The sequence below is a fragment of the Actinoplanes sp. OR16 genome (assembly GCF_004001265.1).
Classification (GTDB): domain Bacteria; phylum Actinomycetota; class Actinomycetes; order Mycobacteriales; family Micromonosporaceae; genus Actinoplanes.
This window is the reverse complement of record NZ_AP019371.1, coordinates 4,888,743-4,907,545: the sequence shown is the minus strand read 5'-3', so window position 1 is coordinate 4,907,545 and position 18,803 is coordinate 4,888,743. Positions and strand designations below refer to the sequence as shown.

Genomic DNA, 18,803 nt, shown 5'->3' with positions numbered 1-18,803 from the left:
GCGCCGACCGGGTCAGCGCTGACCACCCGGCAGGCGGACCTCGAACCGGCAGCCGCCGGCGATGTTGCGGGCCGCGACCTGCCCGCCGTGCGCCTCCGCCAGGCCACGCACGATGGCCAGGCCCAGTCCGCCGCCCGCGCCGCCCGGAGTCCGGGCCCGGCTGCCGCGGAACGCCACGTCGAAGACCCGGGGCAGGTCGTCGTCCGGGATGCCGCCGCAGGTGTCGGAGACCGCGAACCACACGTGGGCGCCGTCGTGGCCGGCGTCGACGCGGATCGAGCCGTGCGGCGGGGTGTACCGGACCGCGTTGACGAGCAGGTTGCCGACGATCCGGTTCAGTTCGGGCGCGCCCGCGGTGACCATCGGCCAGCCGTCGCCGGCCGCCTCCACGGTGATGCCGCGGTGCACGGCGAGAGGTGTCACCGCGGCGACCGCGTCCGAGACGACGTCGGCGAGCGGCAGCCGTGCCGGGGCGAGGCGCAGCGCGCCGGCGTGGATGCGGGACAGTTCGAAGAGGTCATCCACGAGCGCGCTCATCCGGCCCGTCTCGGCGCCGATGCGGCGGTGGTACTCCGCGACCGTCTCCGGGTCGGCCACCACGCCGTCCTGCAGCGCCTCGGTCATGGCCCGCAGACCGGCGAGCGGGGTGCGCAGATCGTGCGAGACCCAGGCGACGAGTTCGCGGCGGCCGGCCTCCATCCGCCGCTCCCGGTCGCGGGCCTGCGCGGCCCAGACCGCCGCGGTGGCCAGCCGGCGGCCGAAGACGAAGCCCAGGGCGAGGCTGACCGCCGCCGACGCGGAGACCGTCACCAGCACCACCTGCAGGTCGTGGCCGGACAGGAACATCGCCTGGGCCACCGTGGCGACACCGGCGACGACCGCGGCGACGGTGACGGCGAGCAGCACACACACGTGCACGGTGATCGAACGACCGCGCAACAGCCGCAGCAGCCCGGCGCCGAACAGCCCGACCACGGCGCCCGCGGCGAGCGCGTACAGGCCGATCAGGAGGATGTCACGCACCGGCGACCGGCTCGTATCGGTAGCCGACACCCCAGACGGTGAGTAGCCGGCGCGGGGCGGACGGATCCTCCTCGATCTTCTCCCGCAGGCGCCGGACGTGGACGGTGACCGTCGACTCGTCGCCGAACTGCCAGCCCCACACCCGGTCGAGCAGTTCGGCACGGGTGAAGACCCGGGCCGGGTTCCGCAGCAGGAACTCCAGCAGGTCGAACTCGCGCACCGTGAGCGGCAGGGGCCGCCCGGCGACCCCCGCGACACGCCGGCCGGTGTCGGCGACCAGGTCACCGTCGTGCAGCAGCTGGGCCGGCCGCGGGGTGTCCGATGCCGTGCGGCGCAGCACCGAACGCACCCGCAGGACGAGTTCGCGCGGGCTGAACGGCTTGGTGACGTAGTCGTCGGCGCCCACTTCGAGGCCCAGCACCCGGTCGCTCTCCTCACCCAGCGCGGTCAGCATGACGACGGGCAGGCCGGGATGGTCGCGCCGCAGCCGCCGGCACACCTCGAGACCGTCGATCCCCCCGAGCATCAGGTCCAGCACGACGAGGTCGGGGCGTTCGGTGTCGGCGGCGGCGAGCGCGCTCAGCCCGTCGGTGGCGAGCCGCACCCGGCAGCCGTCCTGCTCGAGGTAACGGCGCACGACGTCGCTGACGGTCGGGTCGTCGTCGACGACCAGCACCTGGTGGGTCACGGTGGCAGGCTACCCAGACCGGCTGCGGCGCCGCCTCCCCCGCGACCTTTCGATTCCCTTACGGCCCAGCACGACGCTCATGACCACCAACCCCACAATCAAGATCAGACCTTGCCCGTACGGGCGGGGCAGCACTGTCGGATTGTCCGCTGACCGCCCGAACCCGAGCACCATCGGCAGGGCGACCACCACGACCGCGAGCCCGACCACGCCGGCGAACCGGGCGGCCGGCTGCCGGCGCGGCGGCACCCACCGGCGGATCAGGCACCCGGCCGCGAGCACCGCCGGCAGGAACACCAGGTCGTGCAGCAGCACCACAGCCAGCAGGAAGAGCAGGACGCCCGCGGCGGTCGCCACGGTGCTCAGCGCGTACAGGCAGAGCAGTGCCCCGGTCCCGACGAGAGCGATTCTCATCGGGCCTCCCGCACCGTGATCCGGGTGACCCATTTCGTCTGCAGGACGCCGGGCCGGTTCGGCGCGATCAACCGGGCCGGGTACCCGTGGTCGAGCGCCAGCGGCTCGCCGGCCAGCCGGAGCGCGAGCAGCGTGAGGCCGTCGGTGAGGTGCGGGCCGGCCAGCACCGAGGTGCGATACCGGCCGTCGGCCTGCAACGACTCGACGACCGCCTCGCCCGCGGCCGGCACGTCGCCGGCCAGGGTGATCAGGTCGCGTAGCCGCACGCCGGTCCAGGTTCCGGTGGAGCTCCAGCCCTCGACGCACGCGATCGGCAGGACCGCGGTGTGCTGCGGCAGCGCCTGCAGTTCGGCGAGGGTGAGCGACACACCGCCGCCCGGGCCGCTGATCGTGAGCCGATATCCGGGGTCGAGCGCGAGGTCGCGGACCCCGGCTGCCGCGGCGGTCCGGTTGACCGGCAGCCGCTGCGGGCCGCTGCCCGGGCGGCGGGGCGCGAGCAGGGAGATTCCGGCCAGCGGCCGCACGGTCTGCCCGAGCGTGGACACGGTGATCAGGGCGGCGGCAGCGCCTGCCGCGGCGAGGACCTGGCGGCGCCCGTCCGGCGGGGCGGGCCGGCGCCACGTCGCGCGGATCAGCGGCAGTTTCACGCCGAGGTGGATCAGCACGGCCCCGGTGAGCAGCCACGCCACCCGGTAGTGACCGGTGGTGAAGAAGAACGGCATCGGCGTGTACCAGTGGGCGATGTTGAGCAGCCCGCTGACCGTCTGGGACAGCGCGGCGGCGACCAGCAGCGCCACCGACAGCCGTTCGGCGGCGTGGGCGATGCTGCGCGCCGGCGGCCAGGCGAACAGCCGGGGATAGACCGACCACAGTTTCGCGCCGAGCAGTGGCACGGTGGCGAGGCCGGTCGCCACGTGCAGGCCCTGGGTGAACCGGTAGAGGCCGATCGGCCGCGACGGCCAGGTGAACCAGGCCGGAGGATGCTGAATCAGGTGACTGAGCACGCCGGTGATCAGGCAGGTCAGCATCATGACGCCGAGGGCCGCGCCGAGGTTCGCGCTCAGCCGCGCCGACCGCAGGGGCGACGGGAACGCGCCGGGACGCAGTGGCCCCCGGCGCAGCCGCTCGGGCGGCGGCGGCAGCGGCGTGGTCAGCCAGGTGAGCAGCCCGCTCAACCGGCGGCCAGGGTCGCGAACCATCGGCCTTCCTCCGTCCAGGTCGTCCGCACGGCCAGGCCCGCGAGCCGGGCCAGCGGCGCCAGGTCGTCGGCGGCCACCTGCGCCCACCGCAGGGGCGCCCCGTCACCGGCCGGCCGGGCCGGGTCGTGCAGGGTCGCGGTCCCGGACCAGGTGCCGGCTCCCGCCGGTGCGGCCTCCACGTGGATCCGCCCGTGCGCGGCGATCAGGTCCCGGCAGCGGCGCAGCAGCCGCGCCGGATCACCGCCGATGCCGAGGTTGCCGTCGGCGAGCAGCAGGTGCTCCCACCGGCCCTCACCGGGGACGGCGGTGAACACGTCACGGCGCAGCGCCAGGGCTCCGCGGGCACGCGCCAGGCGTACGGCGGCGCTGCTCACGTCGATGCCGAACGCTGCCCGGCCGGCGCCGAGCAGCGCACCGGTGAGCCGGCCCGGGCCGCAGCCGACGTCCAGGGTGGCCCCGGTGCACCGCCCCAGCAGCCCGGTGTCGCCGGGCAGGTCCGCGGCACACCAGCGGGCCGCGTCGATGCGGTGCTCGCGGCCGGCCGTGTCACGCAGCACGAGGGTGCCGTCGCCGCCCCCGGCGGCCCGGGCCAGCGCCCGGTCGTAGAGGTCCAGGGCGACCTGCCCGGCGGGCGGGCACACCACGGCGGGGGCGGTCATCACACACCCGCCGCAGCGTCGGTCAGGTGCCGGGCCACGGCCTCCGCGAACCGGGATCCGGGTGGGCAGGCGGCGGCCACCGCGAGAGCGTCGGCGGCCACGTCCACATCCCGCAGCCGGGCCAGCGTCCGCGGGTCGGCGCCGCGGCCGCGCAGGGCGGCCCGGGTGTCGCGCCCGGTCTCCGGGGTGGACATGACCACCGGTGACAGCGCTGCCGCGTCGGCGGGGTCGGTCAGACCCAGCGCCCACCAGCCGCCGTCGTCGGCGGGCCCGATCACCGACCGGTTCTCACCCAGCATGTGTCCGGCGGCCTCGAGCAGGGCGGGCGTCACCTGCGGGGTGTCCATGCCGATCAGCAGCGACGGCACGCCGGGCAGCGCGGTGTCGGCGAAGGCGTGCGCGAGCCGCTGTCCCAGACCGTCGCCGCGCTGCGGCACGCAGGCCCATCCCGGCGGTGCCGGGTGGTCGCCGTCGAGGACCAGCACGCGCCGCACGGCCGGGACCGCGCCGGCCGCGGCGAGCGTGTCGGCCAGGGCCGCTGCTGCGATCACCGCCGCTGTCCGCGGGGTGCACGGCGGGCACAGCCGGGTCTTCACCCGGCCCGGCACCGGCGCCTTCGCGATGACCAGGAGCTGGATCATCGGGAAAGCACCGCCCGCATGTCGTGGACGGCGCGCAGGGTGCCGCGGACGGTCCCGGTCACCTTGGAGCGGGTCCCGGCGGCGCGTGGCCGGTAGGTGATGTCGGTCTCGGCCACCCGCCAGCCGGCGCGGGCGGCGCCGAGCAGCAGCTCCAGGGGGTATCCGAAGCGCCGGTCGCGCAGGTCGAGGGCGATCAGGGCGTCGCGGCGGGCGGCCCGCATCGGCGCGATGTCGTGCACCGGCAGCCCGGTCCCCCGGCGGATCCGGCGGGCGAGCACGGCGTTGCCGAGCCGGGCATGCGGCGGCCAGGCACGCGCGTTCACCGGCCGGCGCCGCCCGCAGGCCAGGTCGAGGACGCCGGCCCGGACCGGGTCGGCGAGCAGCGGCAGCTGCGCCGGGTCGAACGAGCCGTCCGCGTCCATGACGCAGACGACGCCGTCGGCGGGGTCGGCGGCCAGCACGCCGGCGTGCACGGCGGCGCCGTAGCCACGCTGGGCGACCGTGACGATCCGGACGCCGTGACGCCGGGCCACGTCGAGGGAGCCGTCGGTCGAGCCGTTGTCGGCCAGGATCGGCCGGTAGCCGGCCGGCATCCGCGCGAGCAGCCACGGCAGGGCTGCGGCCTCGTTGAGGCAGGGCAACACCACATCGGTCATGAATCGCAAGTTAGCGCTGCTCAGAGCGGTGAGATCTTACGGAACGGTGACGTCGGCGGCAGTCCTTACGAACCGCTGACGGATCGGCGCCGGCCGCTGCGCGATCGGTCGCGGCGTGCCTACGGTGCCGCCGTGACCCATGTTCTCGTGACCGGCGGCGCCGGATTCATCGGCTCGCACGTGACCACCGCCCTGCTCGCCGCGAATCACGACGTGACAGTTCTGGATTGCGGTCATCCGGCCGCGCACCGGGAGCCACCCTCGGTCCCGGCCGGCGCGGTCCTGATACGCGCCGACATCCGCGACGCCGGCGCGGTCCGCGCGGCCCTGCGCGGCGCGGAGGCGGTCGTGCATCAGGCCGCGCTGGTCGGACTCGGCGCCGGGCCGCGGGACCTGCCGGAGTACGTCGGCTGCAACGATCTCGGCACGGCGGTGCTGCTCGCGGCGATGGCCGAAGCCGGGGTACGGCGGCTGGTGCTCGCCAGCTCGATGGTCGTCTACGGCGAGGGCGCCTACCGCTGCCCGGATCACGGTGTGGTGCGGCCTGCCCCGCGCGACCCGGCGGATCTGGCGGCGGGCCGGTTCGAGCCCGGCTGCCCGTCCTGCGCCCGGCCGCTGACCGGCGAGCGGGTCGATGAGGACGCGCCGATGGATCCGCGCAGCGTGTACGCGGCGACGAAGGTCGCCCAGGAACATCTGGCCGCGGTCTGGGCGCGGGAGACCGGCGCGGCGGTGACCGCGCTGCGCTACCACAACGTGTACGGCCCGGGCATGCCGCGCGACACCCCGTATAGCGGTGTGGCGGCGATCTTCCGGTCCGCGCTGGAGGGCGGCCGGGCCCCGCAGGTGTACGAGGACGGCGGCCAGCTGCGGGACTTCGTGCACGTCACCGACGTGGCGGCGGCGAACGTGGCGGCACTGGACGCATCCGGCGGCTTCCGCGCGTACAACGTCGCCTCCGGGCGGCCCGTCACCGTCGGGGAGATGGCCGGTCTGCTCGGTGAGGCGTTCGGCGGACCGGGCCCTCAGATCACCGGCAGGTTCCGGCTCGGCGACGTCCGGCACATCGTGGCGTCGCCGCAGCGCGCGGCGGCCGAGCTCGGATTCCGGGCGGTGGTCACACCGGCCGCCGGGTTGCGGGAGTTCGCATGCGCGCCGCTGCGGGGCTGAGCGGCGGGCCGGGCCGCAGCCGGGCGGCACCGACCGGCTGGCGGCCGTCGTCACGGGCGGACTCGGGCACGCTGCTGGCGGTGGTGATCCTGGTCGCCGCCGCTGCGGCAGCCGCCGTGGTGCTCGGTGCGGCGGGCCGGCCGGTACGGGCGTCGGCCGCCCCGCTGTTCGGCCATGTGCTGCCGCACGCCGGTCCCGGCACCCCGCTGGCCGTGGCGATCGCGGTGGCAGTCGTGCGGTGGGGTCCCGGGCTGGCCGCCGCGCTGTCCTGGCGGCGGCTGCTTCTCGCGGGCTGGGCCACGGCGGCGGCGTGGACGTTCGCGCTCGCCCTGGTCGACGGGTGGCAGCGGGGTGTCGCCGGCCGGTTGACGACCCGGTTCGAGTACCTGAGTGAGGTGCCCGGGGTCACCGACGTGCCGGCGATGCTGCGCGGCTTCACCGGCCGCATCGTGGACGGCACCGCCGATCCGTGGACCACCCACGTCGCCGGGCACCCGCCCGGGGCGTTGCTGGTCTTCGTCGGCCTGGACCGGCTGGGGTTGGGTGGCGGCGCGTGGGCGGCGATCGTGTGCGTGGCGGCCGGATGCGCGGTGACGGTCGCGGTCGCCGTCACGCTGCGGGCGCTCGGCGACGAGGCGGCGGCCCGGGCGGCGATGCCGTTCCTGGTGCTGTTCCCGGGGGCGGTGTGGATCGGCGTGTCCGCCGACGGCCTGTTCGCCGGGGTCGCGGCGGGCGCGCTCGCGATGCTGGCGGCCGGGTTGTCCCGGCGGTCGCGGTGGGCGCTGCTCGGTGGCGGGGCCGGGCTGGCCGCGTGCGCGTACCTGTCCTACGGACTGATCCTGCTGGCGTTCCCGGCAGCGGCGATCGTGGTGGCGTCTCGCGGCCGGTGGCGGTGGCTCGGCTGGGCCGTGGCGGGTGCGGCGGCGGTCGCGGGCGCGATGACGGCGGCCGGGTTCGACTGGTGGCAGGGCTACGAGCTGGTCCGGGTGCGCTACTACCAGGGACTGGCCAGCGATCGCCCGTACCCGTACTGGATCGTGGCCAACCTGGCCGCCCTCGCCCTGTGCGCGGGACCGGCCGCCGCGGTGATGGTGCGCCGTGCGGCGGCGGCCTCACGGTCCGCGCGCCGCTCCCCCGTGCTGCTCTGCCTGGCCGCGGTGGCCGCGATCACCGTGGCTGATCTGTCGGGTCTGAGCAAGGCCGAGGTGGAGCGCATCTGGCTGCCGTTCGCGGTCTGGCTGCCGGCCGCCGCGGTGCTGGTCCCGTACCGGGATCGGCGTTTCTGGCTGGGTGCGCAGGCCGGCACCGCGCTGCTGGTCAACCATCTGGTGCTCACCGCGTGGTGAGCCACGCCGCGGGGCGGGCGGGCCCGTGCTCGCACACGGGCCCGCTTGCCGATCCGGTCAGCCTCGGCGCCACTTCTGGTTCTGGCCGCCGACGCAGTCCCACAGGTGCAGCCGGGCGCCGTCGTTCGGGTTCCACTCCGCGATGTCGACGCACTTGTTCGCCTGCGGGTTGACCAGGTCACCGGCCGCGCTGAGCACGAACTGCTGGGCGGCGTTGCCGCTGCATGTGGCGATCTGGATGACCGCGCCGTTGTCCCGGGAGCCCCAGGCGACGTCCATGCACTTGTTGTTCTGCGTGCTGATCGTGCCGCCGCTGAACGTCCACGCCTGGGCGGCGGTGCCGTTGCAGGTCCAGACCTGCAGCGGCACCCCGTCGGAGAAGTTGGCGTTGTTCACGTCGATGCACTTGTTGTTCCAGTTGCTGAGGATCCGGTTGCCGGTGGCGGGCGGGTTCCCGCCGCCGCCGAACGGGCTCATGACGATTCCGGCCTGCTGCGGGTCACCGTCGTGGACCAGCGACTCGAAGCCGCCGACGTCGTCGTAGGCGAAGCCGTACGCCTTACCGTCGACCATGTTGGCGTGGATGATCCGCGAGTAATGGTTCGGCGCGCTGTTCTTGTAGAACGCGTTCGCGTCGTACACCGGCTCCTGGGTCGACGTCCCCAGAGTGCCCCGGACCAGGGCGGTGCAGATGGTCCGCCGGACCTCGCTCTGGATGAACGGCGCCACGTTCGGGGCGTTGAAGACGCCGTCGCAGCCCCAGACGTTCGCGGTGCTGGGCTTGTCGACGGTGGCGACCTCGGCGCCGGTGCTGTCGGTGAAGCGCATCGTGTTGCCGACGGTCCGGCCGAAGAACTTGCGGTTCGGCTCGTTCTGGCGCGGCACGACCGTCAGCGTCCTGCTGGTGTAGGCGCTCCACGCGGAGTTGATGTAGGCGTCGAGGTAGTTCGCGGGGAACTTCCCGGCGTCGGTGGCCTTGCCCGGTGCCAGCACCCGCAGGACCGTGCCGTCAGCGCGGGTGATGACCGAGTCCTGCCAGCCCGGTTGCGCCTTGATGGCATTGATGACCTTGTTGCGGCCGTCGGCGACGACGTCACCGGTGCGCTTGGTCTGCCCGGCGCCGTTGGTCACGGTGACCGCGTGCGGGATGCCGAAGAAGTCGACCTGCGAGCTGTTCAGCCACAGGCCCGCGTCGTTGAAGGTGAACTCGCTCGTGTCGAAGAGGGTGTTGAAGTTCGGGTCGCCCGGCGCCCATGGGGCCGGCTGGACGAAGCCGTCGGGCGTGATGAAGAACTTGATCTTGTCGCCCATCGCCATGTAGACGCGGCCGGACAGTCCCTTGGGGATGCGGATCGTCGTGGTGCCGCCGTTGCCGGGCCCGGCCATCGACACGTCCGGGGCGGGCACGGGCGGGTTGCCGCCGGCGGGCCACGGGCTGAACACGCCACTGGTGTTGACGTATCCCCAGCGCCCGTTCATGGTGCCGATGACGTAGAGGAACACGGCGTCGCCGCGACCGGTGTTGTTGGTGACGGTGAGCGGGAGCACAGCCGGTGACGCCGCCGCGGCGGGCGTCGTCACGGCCATGACCGGAGCTGCCATCAGGAGGGCGGCCGCGGCGGTCAGCCATTTCATTCGGGTACGCAAACTCAGCACCTCAGTTCGATCCAGGACACCCGGCGGCCTCGGGGAAGCGGCCGGGCGGCGGTCGGCGGCGAAGGGGACAGGTCACGGGGCGGCGACCCGTTCGCCGGCGCTTCCCACGAGGAGTCATGAGAGCGCTCTCACAGCATTGTTCGGCGTGTTAACTGATGTCAACAGTGGTTTTCATAAATGTTTCGCGTCCCGTACTCCAATGGGTTATTTAGGAGCTTTTGTACGGTTTCGGCACTATTCTCCGAAGATCCGGTCCATGGTTCGAGGAGGTTCACGGGATGCGCAAAACCGTCGCCGCGGGATTCGCTGTCGTCACGACACTGCTGCCCCCGGCGCTCGCCCGCGCCGACACTCCCGACCCCGCCGCCGCCCAGTCCACGGGTCCCGGCCCGGACGCCGCCGTGCTGCGCATCCTCGACGCGCAGGGCAGACCGGTCACCGGCGCGGGAGCCCCGTCCACAACCGTTTCCAGCGCCCCGCCCTCAGCCGCTCCCACCGCCTCGCCCTCAGCCGGCTCCCACCCTTCGCCTTCAGCTGTCTCCAGCGTCCCGTCCTCGATTGCTCCCACCGCTCCCTCCTCAGCGGCCGCGAGCGGCCAGCCCTCCCCCACCGCGAGCCGCCCGGCACCTGGCACGGCGAACGGCCGGCCTTCCCCGAGCACGAACCGCCCGGCACCCGGCATGCCCGGTTCCTCACCGAAACCCGCCACGAGCCGGCCGGCGCCCAGCCCGAGCGCCACCAGCCCGAACGCCACCAGCACGGGCGCCGCGAGCTCAAGTGCTCCCAGCGCAAGCGCGACCGCTTCGAACCCACCGGTGAGAACCACGACGACGACCGGCCCGATGTCGACCACCACGCCGTCCACCATGGCGCTGGCCGCCACGACGCCTGCCGGTGAACGGCCCGCGACCAGCCGGCCGACCAGCAAGCCGGCCGCCCGCCCGCACGGCGACCGCCCCTCACCGGCGAACAGCACATCCCACGACCGCGATCGTCCGAAGCAGCACCGCAAGAAGCCGGGGAAAGACCGCCCGCTGGTCATCGGCGACCCGTCCACCGGCTTCGTCGTCATCTACACCGGCGATGAGTTCGTGGTGCGACACCCGCTCGGTCGCCACGGCGCGGCATCGCCGGGGCACCGGATGCCAATCACCGGAACGGGCCGGTGGGAGTTCCTGGTGGTGGGGATGCCGCGATGAGCTGACGCGGCAGTCACTGCGTGAGCGTGCCGGCGCCAGGACCGCCGAAGCGTCGATGCGGCTCATTTCGAAGCTGGATGCGATCCAGCTTCGGCCGGGTCTACCTACCGGAGATCAGACCTTGGCGGTACGGACCTCGCCGGAGCGGTGCAGCAGGAAGCCGGCGACCACACCGGCGACCACCAGCGCGGCGAACAGCCCCGCGGTCACCACGGCGGCCAGGTCGAGCAGGGCGATGACCAGAGCCAGCGGCACGCCGGCGCCCGGCCACAGCACCGCTCCGCGCAACCGGCCGCCCAGGTGGGCCTGCATGACCGCGGCGCTGAGCAGATATCCGGCCACGCCGATGGCAAGCACCCATCTCGTCCCGGCGGTCAGGTGATCGTCGGCGCCGTGCAGGACGGCGTGTTCCAGCCCGACCGCCACCGCCGCCAGCGAGACTGCCAGGGGCAGGTGGACGTACACGTAGAAGTCATGAACGCCGTGCTTGGTGCCCTCGCCGCCCTCCACCGCGAGGCGCCGCTTGGCCGCACCGCCGGAGAGGTCGAAGTAGATCCACCACAGCGCCGCCGCGACCACGAACGCCGCCGTCGCGGTGACCACCACGACCGGCTTCCACCCACCGTCGTGCAGGCCCGTCACGACCGCCGCGACCGACTCGCCGAGCACCAGGATCACGAACAGGCCGAAGCGTTCCGGCAGGTGTTCCAGGTGCAGCGGGACGGCGTCCTTGAGCCGGGCCGCCGCGGTGGGCCACACCACGTCGGCGAGCACGCCCACACCCCAGAGCCAGTACCGGCCGGGCTCCGGCACGGCCAGCGAGGCGAGCCAGACGGCGGCGCCGAGCGAGTGGCCGATCAGGTACAGCCGGGCGGTGGACCGGGCGTCCGGCACGTGACGCCAGGCCCGCGCGTACCCGGCGATCAGCGCCAGCCGGATGATCACGTAACCGATGGCGAACCAGCGCCCCTCGGGCCCGTCGATCTTGTCGACGCTCGCCGCCATCACCACCACGCCGGCCATCGCGGCGAGCGTGAGCAGCCGGAAGACCGCGTCGTCGGTGTCGAACCGGTTGGCGTAGAGGGTGGTGCTGGCCCAGGCCCACCAGCCGATGGTCAGCACCGCGCAGAACACCAGCGCGCCGTGCCACGTCTCGTCCTTGGCCAGCACGTCGGCGCAGCGCGCCACGAACAGCACGAACGCCAGGTCGAAGAAGAGCTCGAGGCGTGTCGCGGAGCGGTCGGAGTCCTGGTTCAGGTCGGGCGGCCGGACCGCCTCGACCTGCTCCTGCTCCTGCTCGTCCAGCTTCTGCCGGTCCTCGGTCACGTGGCCCCCAGCCGGTGGTGCGGTGCTGTCGGTGAGCACTACCCCCACCGTCCCGGGACCACACGGAAAACGCGGTGGCGCCTACCCGAGCGGATGGGAGTCACCCGCCGGCCCAGGCGCTCACGCCGTGGGCGGATGTGCCGATGAGACATGTGGCACACCCGGGTCGATCAGGAGGCACGACGTCGTGGCGGACTTGTCAACACCGCAGGCGGGACGTCGCGGCGCCCTGAGTTTCTTCGGCGACCTGCCGGTCGGCGTGAAGATCAGCGGGGCGCTGGCGGTGGCCCTGCTCGCCGGTGGCGCGGTCGCGGCCGCCGGCCTCGCCGGTCTGAGCACGGCGAACAGCAAAGCCAACGCGATCGTCGAGGAGAACCTCAAACCGTCGCAGGCCCTCGCCGTCACTCAGGGCGCGTTCGACGACGAGCTGCTGAACCTGGCGCGGATGAACATCGCGGTCACCGACGCGGGCGCCGAGAACTTCCGGCAGGCGGCGATCGACGCCCACGAACTCACCCTGCAGGGCATCGAACAGTACGCCGGCCTCGGCCTGACCAGCGTTCAGCAGACCGCCGTGACCACCATCAACGACGGGCTGACCACGCTGGCCGGCATCCGGGACGACCAGCTCGTTCCCGCCGCGGCGAAAGGCAACAACGCCGTGTTCTCGAAGGTCTACGACGCGAACGCCGCACCGGTGACCGACGAGATCAACGCCGCGTTCGACTCCCTCACCGAGTACGAGGCCACCGAGGCGGGCGTGGCCGCCGCGGACAGCGCCGCCTCGTACCGGAGCAGCCGGACCCTGATGTTCGTCATCCTGGGCGTCGGTCTCCTGGTGGCGGCCCTGCTCGGCTGGCTGACCGTCCGCCGGATCACCCGCCCGCTCGCCGCGGTCAACGTCAACCTCGCCCAGCTGGCCGCCGGGGACCTGACCGGTGTGGTCACCGTGCGCTCGCGTGACGAGGTGGGCGCCATGGCGGTCGCGCTCAACAAGGCGACCGGCACCATGCGCGGCACCGTCGAGTCACTCAGCACCGCCGCGCAGTCCCTCGCGGCCGCGGCCGAGCAGCTGTCGGCCACCAACACCCAGATCGCCCGGAACGCCGCGGACTCCAGCGCCCAGGCCGACGCCGTCGCTGCCAGCGCCGAACAGATCCGCCGCGACATCGAGACCGTCTCGGCCGGCTCGGACGAGATGGGGGCCTCGATCCGGGAGATCGCGCAGAGCGCCAACCAGGCCGTCGAGGTCGCCGCCCAGGCCGTGGTCATGGCGGAGTCGACGAACAACACCGTCTCCCAGCTCGGCACGTCGTCCGCCGAGATCAGTGACGTGATCCGGCTGATCACCTCGATCGCCGAGCAGACCAACCTGCTCGCCCTCAACGCGACCATCGAGGCTGCCCGGGCCGGTGACATGGGCAAGGGTTTCGCCGTGGTGGCCGGCGAGGTCAAGGACCTCGCCCAGGAGACCGCCAAGGCGACCGAGGACATCAGCGCCCGGGTGGCCGCCATCCAGGCCAACACCGGCACGGCGATCACGGCCATCACCGAGATCGGCCAGATCATCGGCCGGATCAGCGACTACCAGACCACGATCGCCGCCGCGGTCGAGGAACAGACCGCCACCACCGGCGAGATGAACCGCGGTGTCAGCAACGCGGCCGGCGGCGTCAGCGGCATCGCCGACAGCATCGACGGCTTGGCCACGGCGACGCGCATGACCACCGAGAACATCGGTGACGCGCAGCGGGCCTCCGAGGAGCTGGCGCGGATGTCCAGCGAACTGCAGACCGTGGTGGGCGGCTTCCGGGTGTGATCGACCCTGCTCGTGACGATCGGTGGACCGCCCACCCCGCTTCCGCGCCGGTCAGCTCGCGTACGCCTCGATCGCCGACAGCTGCCCGGCCGGCCATGCCGTGTTAGCGGTGGCGGTGACCCGCAGGTACCGGATCGAGGTGGCCTCGAAGCCGACCGTCACGGTGTTGCCGGAGCCGGGGGTGAACGTCCGCTCGGCGGCCCCGGACAGGGTGATGAAGGCGGACCCGTTCGTGCTTCCCGAGATCGCCAGCGTCTGGGTCCGCGCACCCCACGACGGGGGCAGTCTCAGCACCGCCCGGCTGACCGTGACGGCCGCGCCCAGATCCACCTGGATCCACTGCGGGAAGGCGTTGTTCGCGCTCTCCCAGTAGCTGCCCGCGTCCCCGTCGGTGACGTTGCCCGGCCCGTACGCCTGGACCTGGCTGCTGGCGGTGGCCGCCCGGCCGCGCGCCAGATCGGTGACCGGTGGCGGTGTGGTGGGCGCGTCGTCGCCGTACACCTGGAGCTGGGCGAGCTGAGCAGCCGGCCAGCCGGTGTTCGCGGTGAAGGCCAGACGCACATAGCGGGCAGTGGCGCCGGAGAGGGTGACCGTCACCGTGTTGCCGGAGCCGGGGTCGAAGACGTGGCCGGCGGAGGCGGCGAGCGTGCTGAAGGAGGCGCCGTCAGTGCCGCCCTGCACGGTGATCGTCTGAGTTCGCCTCTCCCAGCCGGCGGGCAGGCGCAGGACCAGGCTCTTCACCGCGTAGGCGCCGCCCAGATCGACCTGGAACCACTGCGGGAACGCGCCGCTGGACTCCCAGTAGCTGCCGGCGTTCGCGTCGACGGCGTTCGCCGCCGTGTAGGGTCCGTTCGCGCTGCTCGCGCTCGCCGCCTTGCCGGCGGCGAGATCCCCGGTGGGTGACGGAGGCGGTGTGGTCGCGGTGGTCGGCGGCGTCGGGCGTACGGATGTCAGCGCGATCTGTCCTTTGAGCATTCTCCCGGCGTCCGTGGTGATCCGCAGGTAGTAGTCGGCGGAGCAGAAGGTGCCGTCCTCGTCGAGCGCGCGGATCCCGGAGCCGGCCGGCACTGACGCGGCCGTCTCGGCGGTCTTGGCGATCTGGTTGCCCTCGTTGAACTCGTCGAACATCGACACGTAGAGGCCTTGGGCGCCGAGCCGGACCATGTTGTAGATGCTGCGCCAGTAGAAGTCGCCATGCCGGCGGTGGCCGGAGGACAGATCGCCGGGCAGGACACAGGGCTGGTAGTCGATGCCGTGTGCGTTGCAGTCGGCCTGGTCGGCGGCGTTGACGTTGGCGGCGAACCAGTCGAGCCCGGCGAGGTCGCCGGTGCGGCCGACCATCCACGGCGACAGCATGTCGAAGGCGTGGTAGACGTCGAGGAACCCGGTGCGGCTGTCGTTCTTGCCCTCCCGCCAGTAGGTGGGCACGCCGCCGATCACGTAGCAGCCCTGCGCCTTGAACCAGGTGACCACGTCGAGACACTGGGCGGGGGTGAACGGACGGCCGTCGTCGTTGAAGCCGAATCCCCAGACGCAGACGACCGGCTTGCCGTTCTGCCGGGCGTACGCGCTGGACGCGGTGTGCGCCGACATCTTCGCCGTCCAGTCGGTCTTGATCTGCGTCTGCATGGCGGTCCAGCCGGTGACGTCGTACATGATGTAGAACTTGCGGCCGGTCCGCTCGGCCGCGCCGCGCACCTTCTGCGCCATCGCGTCGCGGGTCGGGCCCTCGTCGCCGACCGGGTTGAACCGCTGCAGCGCGGCGGTGTCGATGCCGTAGGTCCGCATCCAGTCGAAGTGCGTGTCCACGGTCTGCTGGTCGTAGGACGAGAACAGCGCGGCGGGCTGGCCGTTGCCGAGATTCGGGTACGCCGTCGGATAGGTGCGGGCGAAGTCACGCAGGTCGGGCCAGGACACGATGGTGGTGTTGGCCGGTGACGGCGGCTGGAAGCGGTCGCGGCTCCAGTGCCACCAGCCGCCGATCGGCGCGCCGTCGCCGGGGCAGGAGAACCATCCTTGATAGCCGACGCTGACCTTGCCGACCACGTCACCGGCGGGTGAGGCGGCGTGGGCCGGTGCGGCGCCGGCCAGCACGGCGGCGGGCGGGCCGAGGGCGAGCGAGGACAGCAGGGTACGGCGGGTGACGGCCAAGGGGACTCCAGTCGATCCGGGGGACGGATGAGGGATCGACGGTCATCGTGACAGCTTCGTTCACACGACCGCAATACTCGAACGATTCTTTGAAATATTCCGCGCCGCAGGCGGAAGAGGGCGGCACGCCATGAGCAACTACCCGCGGTCGACGCGATCAGCCGGCGGGTGCCGGATCGCTGCGGCGCCGGGTCGTGCGCTGCTGCAGGGCGGTGGCCGCCAGCCACCCGATCACCGAGGCGATCACCGCGATGGGAACCGTCTCGACACCGGTCGAGCCGGCCAGCAGAGCGGCCAGCAGCGCGCCGAAGAACGACAACCGCAGAGCTGCGGAGGCCGCCGCGGCCAGTCCGGCGATCACCGCGGGTGTCAGGTCCAGGCCGGGCAGGACGACGGAGGCGAGCACACCCACCGCCACGCCGAGAGCGACGGCCGGGAAGGTGGGGCCGCCGCGGAACCCGGCGCCGAGCGACAGGGCGTAGGCGATCCCCTTGACCAGCACGAGAAGCGCGAGCACGCCCGCCGAGGACTCCGCGACGATCTGGGGAAGCGCGGGTTCACCGGAGAACAGCACCAGGTCGACCGGCTGGCCGGTGACGGATCGGAAGAAGACCGCGAGCGCGCCGACGGCCAGCCCGGCGGCGCACAGGACGATGATCGGCGCCCGCCTGGCCGTCCGCGCGCTGACCTCCTGCGCGGCCCGGCGGGCACCGGCGGCCACGACCCCGGCCACCACCGCCACCAGCATGCACCAGAGCACGTCGACCGGGCGTACCGTCGGATAATCCGGCAGTGGTGGCAGCTGCATCACCGTCTCGGCGACGCCGGGCCAGTGCGCGACACCGGTGAACACCAAGGCCGCGGTTCCCGACGCCAGGAAGCCGGGGACCAGTGCCTGCCCCAGCGAGACCGAGGGCACGGTGCCGCTGAGGGCGACCAGTTCGAACAGCAGCAGCGCCGACGGCAGCGGCCCGCCGAACACCGTGCTGATCGCCGCGAACGCGCCGGCCACGACCAGGAGCTGACCGCCCGGGCTCCCCGCACGCAGCGCCCGGGTGGCGACCAGCCCGGCGGTGAGCCCCAGGGCGGTCAGCGGCGCTTCCGGGCCGAGGACCAGCCCCATCGCCAGCGACGCCAGGGCGGCCAGCATGGCGCTGACGAGCTGGACCGGCGTCAGCGGGTGCAGCCCGATCCCGGCCACGGCGGGTTCACCGCCACCGCCGGGCAACCGCATGGCCGCGACGACCAGCAACCCGGCGGCGGTGGGTACGACCAGCACGTACCACCACGGCGGCGCCGCCCAGCCGGCACTGTCGGGAAGGGTGGTCCACACCAGCGTGGTCAGCCAGCTCGACAGGCTCATGAAGGCCGCCGCGGCGAACGCGACCGGCACCCCCATCAGCGCCGCGACGACGAGGATCCAGGTGTACTCGCGGGGCGACGGCGCCCGCGGTGGACTTCCCGGAGTGGGCGGCGGCTCGTTCGCAGGCGCTTCCCGGCTCATGACGGCCCCCTTCGTCGGCAGCGATCGCGCCGGTGCCCACGGCGCGGGACGACGGCGACCGCCTGCACGAGACCACAGCCGGTCCGGGTCGTACATCACCTCGCCGGAATGATGTCGCGCGGACCGGGGCGGCACCACCGCCACGGTGACGACGACGCTGGAACGATGCCGGTGTTCGTCCGCTCGGGGCGCCACGCGTCCGGGCTGACGCCGAGCACGCCGCTCGTCGGCATTCATTCCGATCACCAACCGGACGGCGGGGGCCGCCTGCTGCTCGACAGAGCAGATCCCATCGCGGAGATCATCGCCGCCAGCGGCCTGCCAGGAGCCATCATCGCGCTGATGTCGCTCGCTTTCGCCGCGGGGCGATCGCGGGATTCGGCCGCGGCGTGCCGTTCTTCAAAGGGCTCATCGCACTGTGCCTGAGCGCCGGCCTCGAGCACGCGTATGCGATCGGTTTCGGCGTCGTGCCGGCGGCCATGGCCGTGGTCGTGATCAGCAATCTGCGCCGGTCCTCCGCGGCATTCCTCCTGAACCCCCGCGTCAACGACAGACGGTCCCTCTCGTGGTGGAGAAGGACCGTGCGGCGTGGGGTGTCAGGTGGCGTCGGCTTGCTGCCGGCGCTCGTGATCGCGGTTGCGCTGGAGGGCTTCTTCCAGCTGGTCCTCGAGGATGATGATCCGGCAGGCGGCCTCGAGGGCGGTGCCCTGGTCGACCATCTCCCGGGCTCGTGCGGCCAGGCGCAGCTGGTAGCGGGAGTAGCGCCGGTGCCCGCCGGCCGAGCGGAACGGGATGATCAGCTTTGCTTCGTCGAGACGGCGCAGGAAGTCCTGCGAGGCGCCGACGATCTCGGCGGCGCGGCCCATCGTGTAGGCGGGGTAATCGTCGTCGTTGAGCATGTCGTCGGGTTGGGCCATGCATGTCCTTGTCATGAACGAGGGCCCCGGCGCATCTGCGCCGGGGCCCGGGATTACGGGTTCAATACACCATCTACCGACTGGTTCGTCGGGTTCTCTTTTCCGCACCGCGCTGCTATGAGCCGCAGCGGGTGCGAGGATCGCGTAAGCGTGACCGGAGACCACCTCACATTCGATGTGACCACGGTGTCCGCCCCAGAACTGGCACTACGCTCTGACGGCGGGCGATCCAACGGCGTCAAACCCTCCCTTTCCTCTGCTTGCGTTTCCTGTGATGCCGTCCACCGGTGCCGGAGCCCCACGCGACTTCATGGCCCCGCACACGTGCGGTGGATCTTCCTGCATCAGGCGGAGTCCTGAACCTGCATCGACCCCACCCGCTCTGCCCTGACCTGGAATTACGTCAAGGTCTTGTCCTGCACTCACCGTGTTGCG

Annotated in this window: 18 protein-coding genes; 5 read left to right on the top strand and 13 right to left on the bottom strand. The window is 72.7% G+C overall.

Annotation, left to right across the window (positions count from 1 at the left end; all coding sequences use genetic code 11):
- Nucleotides 1–12 precede the first annotated feature (12 nt).
- Genes EP757_RS22520 through EP757_RS22490 form a run of 7 tightly spaced genes read right to left on the bottom strand, consistent with a single transcriptional unit; the run spans nt 13 to nt 5,280 of the window.
- Nucleotides 13–1,023, bottom strand: coding sequence for a sensor histidine kinase KdpD (locus EP757_RS22520; protein WP_127549038.1), 1,011 nt, complete (start codon nt 1,021–1,023; stop codon nt 13–15).
- The gene (locus EP757_RS22515; RefSeq protein WP_127549036.1) at nt 1,016–1,711 is read right to left on the bottom strand and encodes a response regulator transcription factor; all 696 of its coding nucleotides are present in this window, start codon (nt 1,709–1,711) and stop codon (nt 1,016–1,018) included. Before EP757_RS22515 ends, EP757_RS22520 begins: the two co-directional genes overlap by 8 nt.
- A gap of 9 nt (nt 1,712–1,720) precedes the next feature.
- Entirely contained in the window at nt 1,721–2,125 is a 405-nt protein-coding gene (locus EP757_RS22510) for a hypothetical protein (protein WP_127549034.1), read from the bottom strand.
- Nucleotides 2,122–3,324, bottom strand: a complete 1,203-nt coding sequence (locus EP757_RS22505) for a molybdopterin-dependent oxidoreductase (protein WP_127549033.1) — start codon at nt 3,322–3,324, stop codon at nt 2,122–2,124. Before EP757_RS22505 ends, EP757_RS22510 begins: the two co-directional genes overlap by 4 nt.
- A complete protein-coding gene (locus tag EP757_RS22500) occupies nt 3,297–3,983 on the bottom strand; it encodes a bifunctional 2-polyprenyl-6-hydroxyphenol methylase/3-demethylubiquinol 3-O-methyltransferase UbiG (protein WP_127549031.1) in 687 nt (228 codons plus the stop codon). The genes EP757_RS22505 and EP757_RS22500 overlap by 28 nt, the downstream gene beginning before the upstream one ends.
- Nucleotides 3,983–4,624 carry a DUF2064 domain-containing protein gene (locus EP757_RS22495; RefSeq protein WP_127549028.1) on the bottom strand — a complete coding sequence of 214 codons (642 nt, stop codon included), beginning with the start codon at nt 4,622–4,624 and terminating at the stop codon, nt 3,983–3,985. Before EP757_RS22495 ends, EP757_RS22500 begins: the two co-directional genes overlap by 1 nt.
- A complete protein-coding gene (locus EP757_RS22490; RefSeq protein ID WP_127549026.1) occupies nt 4,621–5,280 on the bottom strand; it encodes a glycosyltransferase family 2 protein in 660 nt (219 codons plus the stop codon). Before EP757_RS22490 ends, EP757_RS22495 begins: the two co-directional genes overlap by 4 nt.
- 132 nt (nt 5,281–5,412) lie before the next feature.
- Between EP757_RS22490 and EP757_RS22485 the strand changes: the two genes are divergently transcribed.
- Both EP757_RS22485 and EP757_RS22480 read left to right on the top strand, forming a co-directional pair.
- Nucleotides 5,413–6,450 (top strand): NAD(P)-dependent oxidoreductase, encoded by a 1,038-nt coding sequence (locus EP757_RS22485; RefSeq protein WP_232049946.1) that lies wholly within the window; start codon nt 5,413–5,415, stop codon nt 6,448–6,450.
- Nucleotides 6,447–7,796 (top strand): hypothetical protein, encoded by a 1,350-nt coding sequence (locus EP757_RS22480; RefSeq protein WP_370457868.1) that lies wholly within the window; start codon nt 6,447–6,449, stop codon nt 7,794–7,796. The genes EP757_RS22485 and EP757_RS22480 overlap by 4 nt, the downstream gene beginning before the upstream one ends.
- 57 nt (nt 7,797–7,853) lie before the next feature.
- Here EP757_RS22480 and EP757_RS22475 read toward each other — a convergent pair whose 3' ends face one another.
- Both EP757_RS22475 and EP757_RS22470 read right to left on the bottom strand, forming a co-directional pair.
- A complete protein-coding gene (locus EP757_RS22475; RefSeq protein WP_232049945.1) occupies nt 7,854–9,431 on the bottom strand; it encodes a beta-1,3-glucanase family protein in 1,578 nt (525 codons plus the stop codon).
- 292 nt (nt 9,432–9,723) lie between these two features.
- Complete coding sequence (locus EP757_RS22470) at nt 9,724–10,308, bottom strand: hypothetical protein (protein WP_127549020.1); 585 nt, start codon at nt 10,306–10,308, stop codon at nt 9,724–9,726.
- Here EP757_RS22470 and EP757_RS22465 point away from each other — a divergent pair.
- Complete coding sequence (locus EP757_RS22465) at nt 10,295–10,651, top strand: hypothetical protein (protein WP_127549018.1); 357 nt, start codon at nt 10,295–10,297, stop codon at nt 10,649–10,651. The genes EP757_RS22470 and EP757_RS22465 overlap by 14 nt on opposite strands.
- Nucleotides 10,652–10,765: 114 nt before the next feature.
- Here the strand turns inward: EP757_RS22465 and EP757_RS22460 are convergent, their stop codons facing one another.
- Nucleotides 10,766–12,016, bottom strand: a complete 1,251-nt coding sequence (locus EP757_RS22460; RefSeq protein ID WP_232049944.1) for a low temperature requirement protein A — start codon at nt 12,014–12,016, stop codon at nt 10,766–10,768.
- Between the two features lie 148 nt (nt 12,017–12,164).
- Between EP757_RS22460 and EP757_RS22455 the strand changes: the two genes are divergently transcribed.
- Entirely contained in the window at nt 12,165–13,796 is a 1,632-nt protein-coding gene (locus tag EP757_RS22455) for a methyl-accepting chemotaxis protein (RefSeq protein WP_160165845.1), read from the top strand.
- Between the two features lie 51 nt (nt 13,797–13,847).
- Here EP757_RS22455 and EP757_RS22450 read toward each other — a convergent pair whose 3' ends face one another.
- A complete protein-coding gene (locus EP757_RS22450) occupies nt 13,848–15,947 on the bottom strand; it encodes a discoidin domain-containing protein (RefSeq protein WP_127549014.1) in 2,100 nt (699 codons plus the stop codon).
- Between the two features lie 157 nt (nt 15,948–16,104).
- A complete protein-coding gene (locus tag EP757_RS22445; RefSeq protein ID WP_160165844.1) occupies nt 16,105–17,451 on the bottom strand; it encodes a chloride channel protein in 1,347 nt (448 codons plus the stop codon).
- A 165-nt stretch (nt 17,452–17,616) separates the two neighbouring features.
- Here EP757_RS22445 and EP757_RS42870 point away from each other — a divergent pair, with 165 nt between their 5' ends.
- The gene (locus tag EP757_RS42870) at nt 17,617–17,877 is read left to right on the top strand and encodes a hypothetical protein (protein ID WP_160165843.1); all 261 of its coding nucleotides are present in this window, start codon (nt 17,617–17,619) and stop codon (nt 17,875–17,877) included.
- A gap of 170 nt (nt 17,878–18,047) precedes the next feature.
- Here EP757_RS42870 and EP757_RS22440 read toward each other — a convergent pair whose 3' ends face one another.
- Nucleotides 18,048–18,368, bottom strand: a complete 321-nt coding sequence (locus EP757_RS22440; RefSeq protein WP_127549009.1) for a MerR family transcriptional regulator — start codon at nt 18,366–18,368, stop codon at nt 18,048–18,050.
- Nucleotides 18,369–18,803: the final 435 nt, after the last annotated feature.

What these genes read in the sequence shown, in the direction of transcription:
- EP757_RS22510 (WP_127549034.1), bottom strand. Translation starts at nt 2,125, where the DNA reads ATGAGAATCGCTCTCGTCGGGACCGGGGCACTGCTCTGCCTGTACGCG.
- EP757_RS22505 (WP_127549033.1), bottom strand. Translation starts at nt 3,324, where the DNA reads ATGGTTCGCGACCCTGGCCGCCGGTTGAGCGGGCTGCTCACCTGGCTG.
- EP757_RS22500 (WP_127549031.1), bottom strand. Translation starts at nt 3,983, where the DNA reads ATGACCGCCCCCGCCGTGGTGTGCCCGCCCGCCGGGCAGGTCGCCCTG.
- EP757_RS22495 (WP_127549028.1), bottom strand. Translation starts at nt 4,624, where the DNA reads ATGATCCAGCTCCTGGTCATCGCGAAGGCGCCGGTGCCGGGCCGGGTG.
- EP757_RS22490 (WP_127549026.1), bottom strand. Translation starts at nt 5,280, where the DNA reads ATGACCGATGTGGTGTTGCCCTGCCTCAACGAGGCCGCAGCCCTGCCG.
- EP757_RS22475 (WP_232049945.1), bottom strand. Translation starts at nt 9,431, where the DNA reads ATGAAATGGCTGACCGCCGCGGCCGCCCTCCTGATGGCAGCTCCGGTC.
- EP757_RS22465 (WP_127549018.1), top strand. Translation starts at nt 10,295, where the DNA reads ATGTCGACCACCACGCCGTCCACCATGGCGCTGGCCGCCACGACGCCT.
- EP757_RS22445 (WP_160165844.1), bottom strand. Translation starts at nt 17,451, where the DNA reads ATGAGCCGGGAAGCGCCTGCGAACGAGCCGCCGCCCACTCCGGGAAGT.
- EP757_RS42870 (WP_160165843.1), top strand. Translation starts at nt 17,617, where the DNA reads ATGCCGGTGTTCGTCCGCTCGGGGCGCCACGCGTCCGGGCTGACGCCG.
- EP757_RS22440 (WP_127549009.1), bottom strand. Translation starts at nt 18,368, where the DNA reads ATGGCCCAACCCGACGACATGCTCAACGACGACGATTACCCCGCCTAC.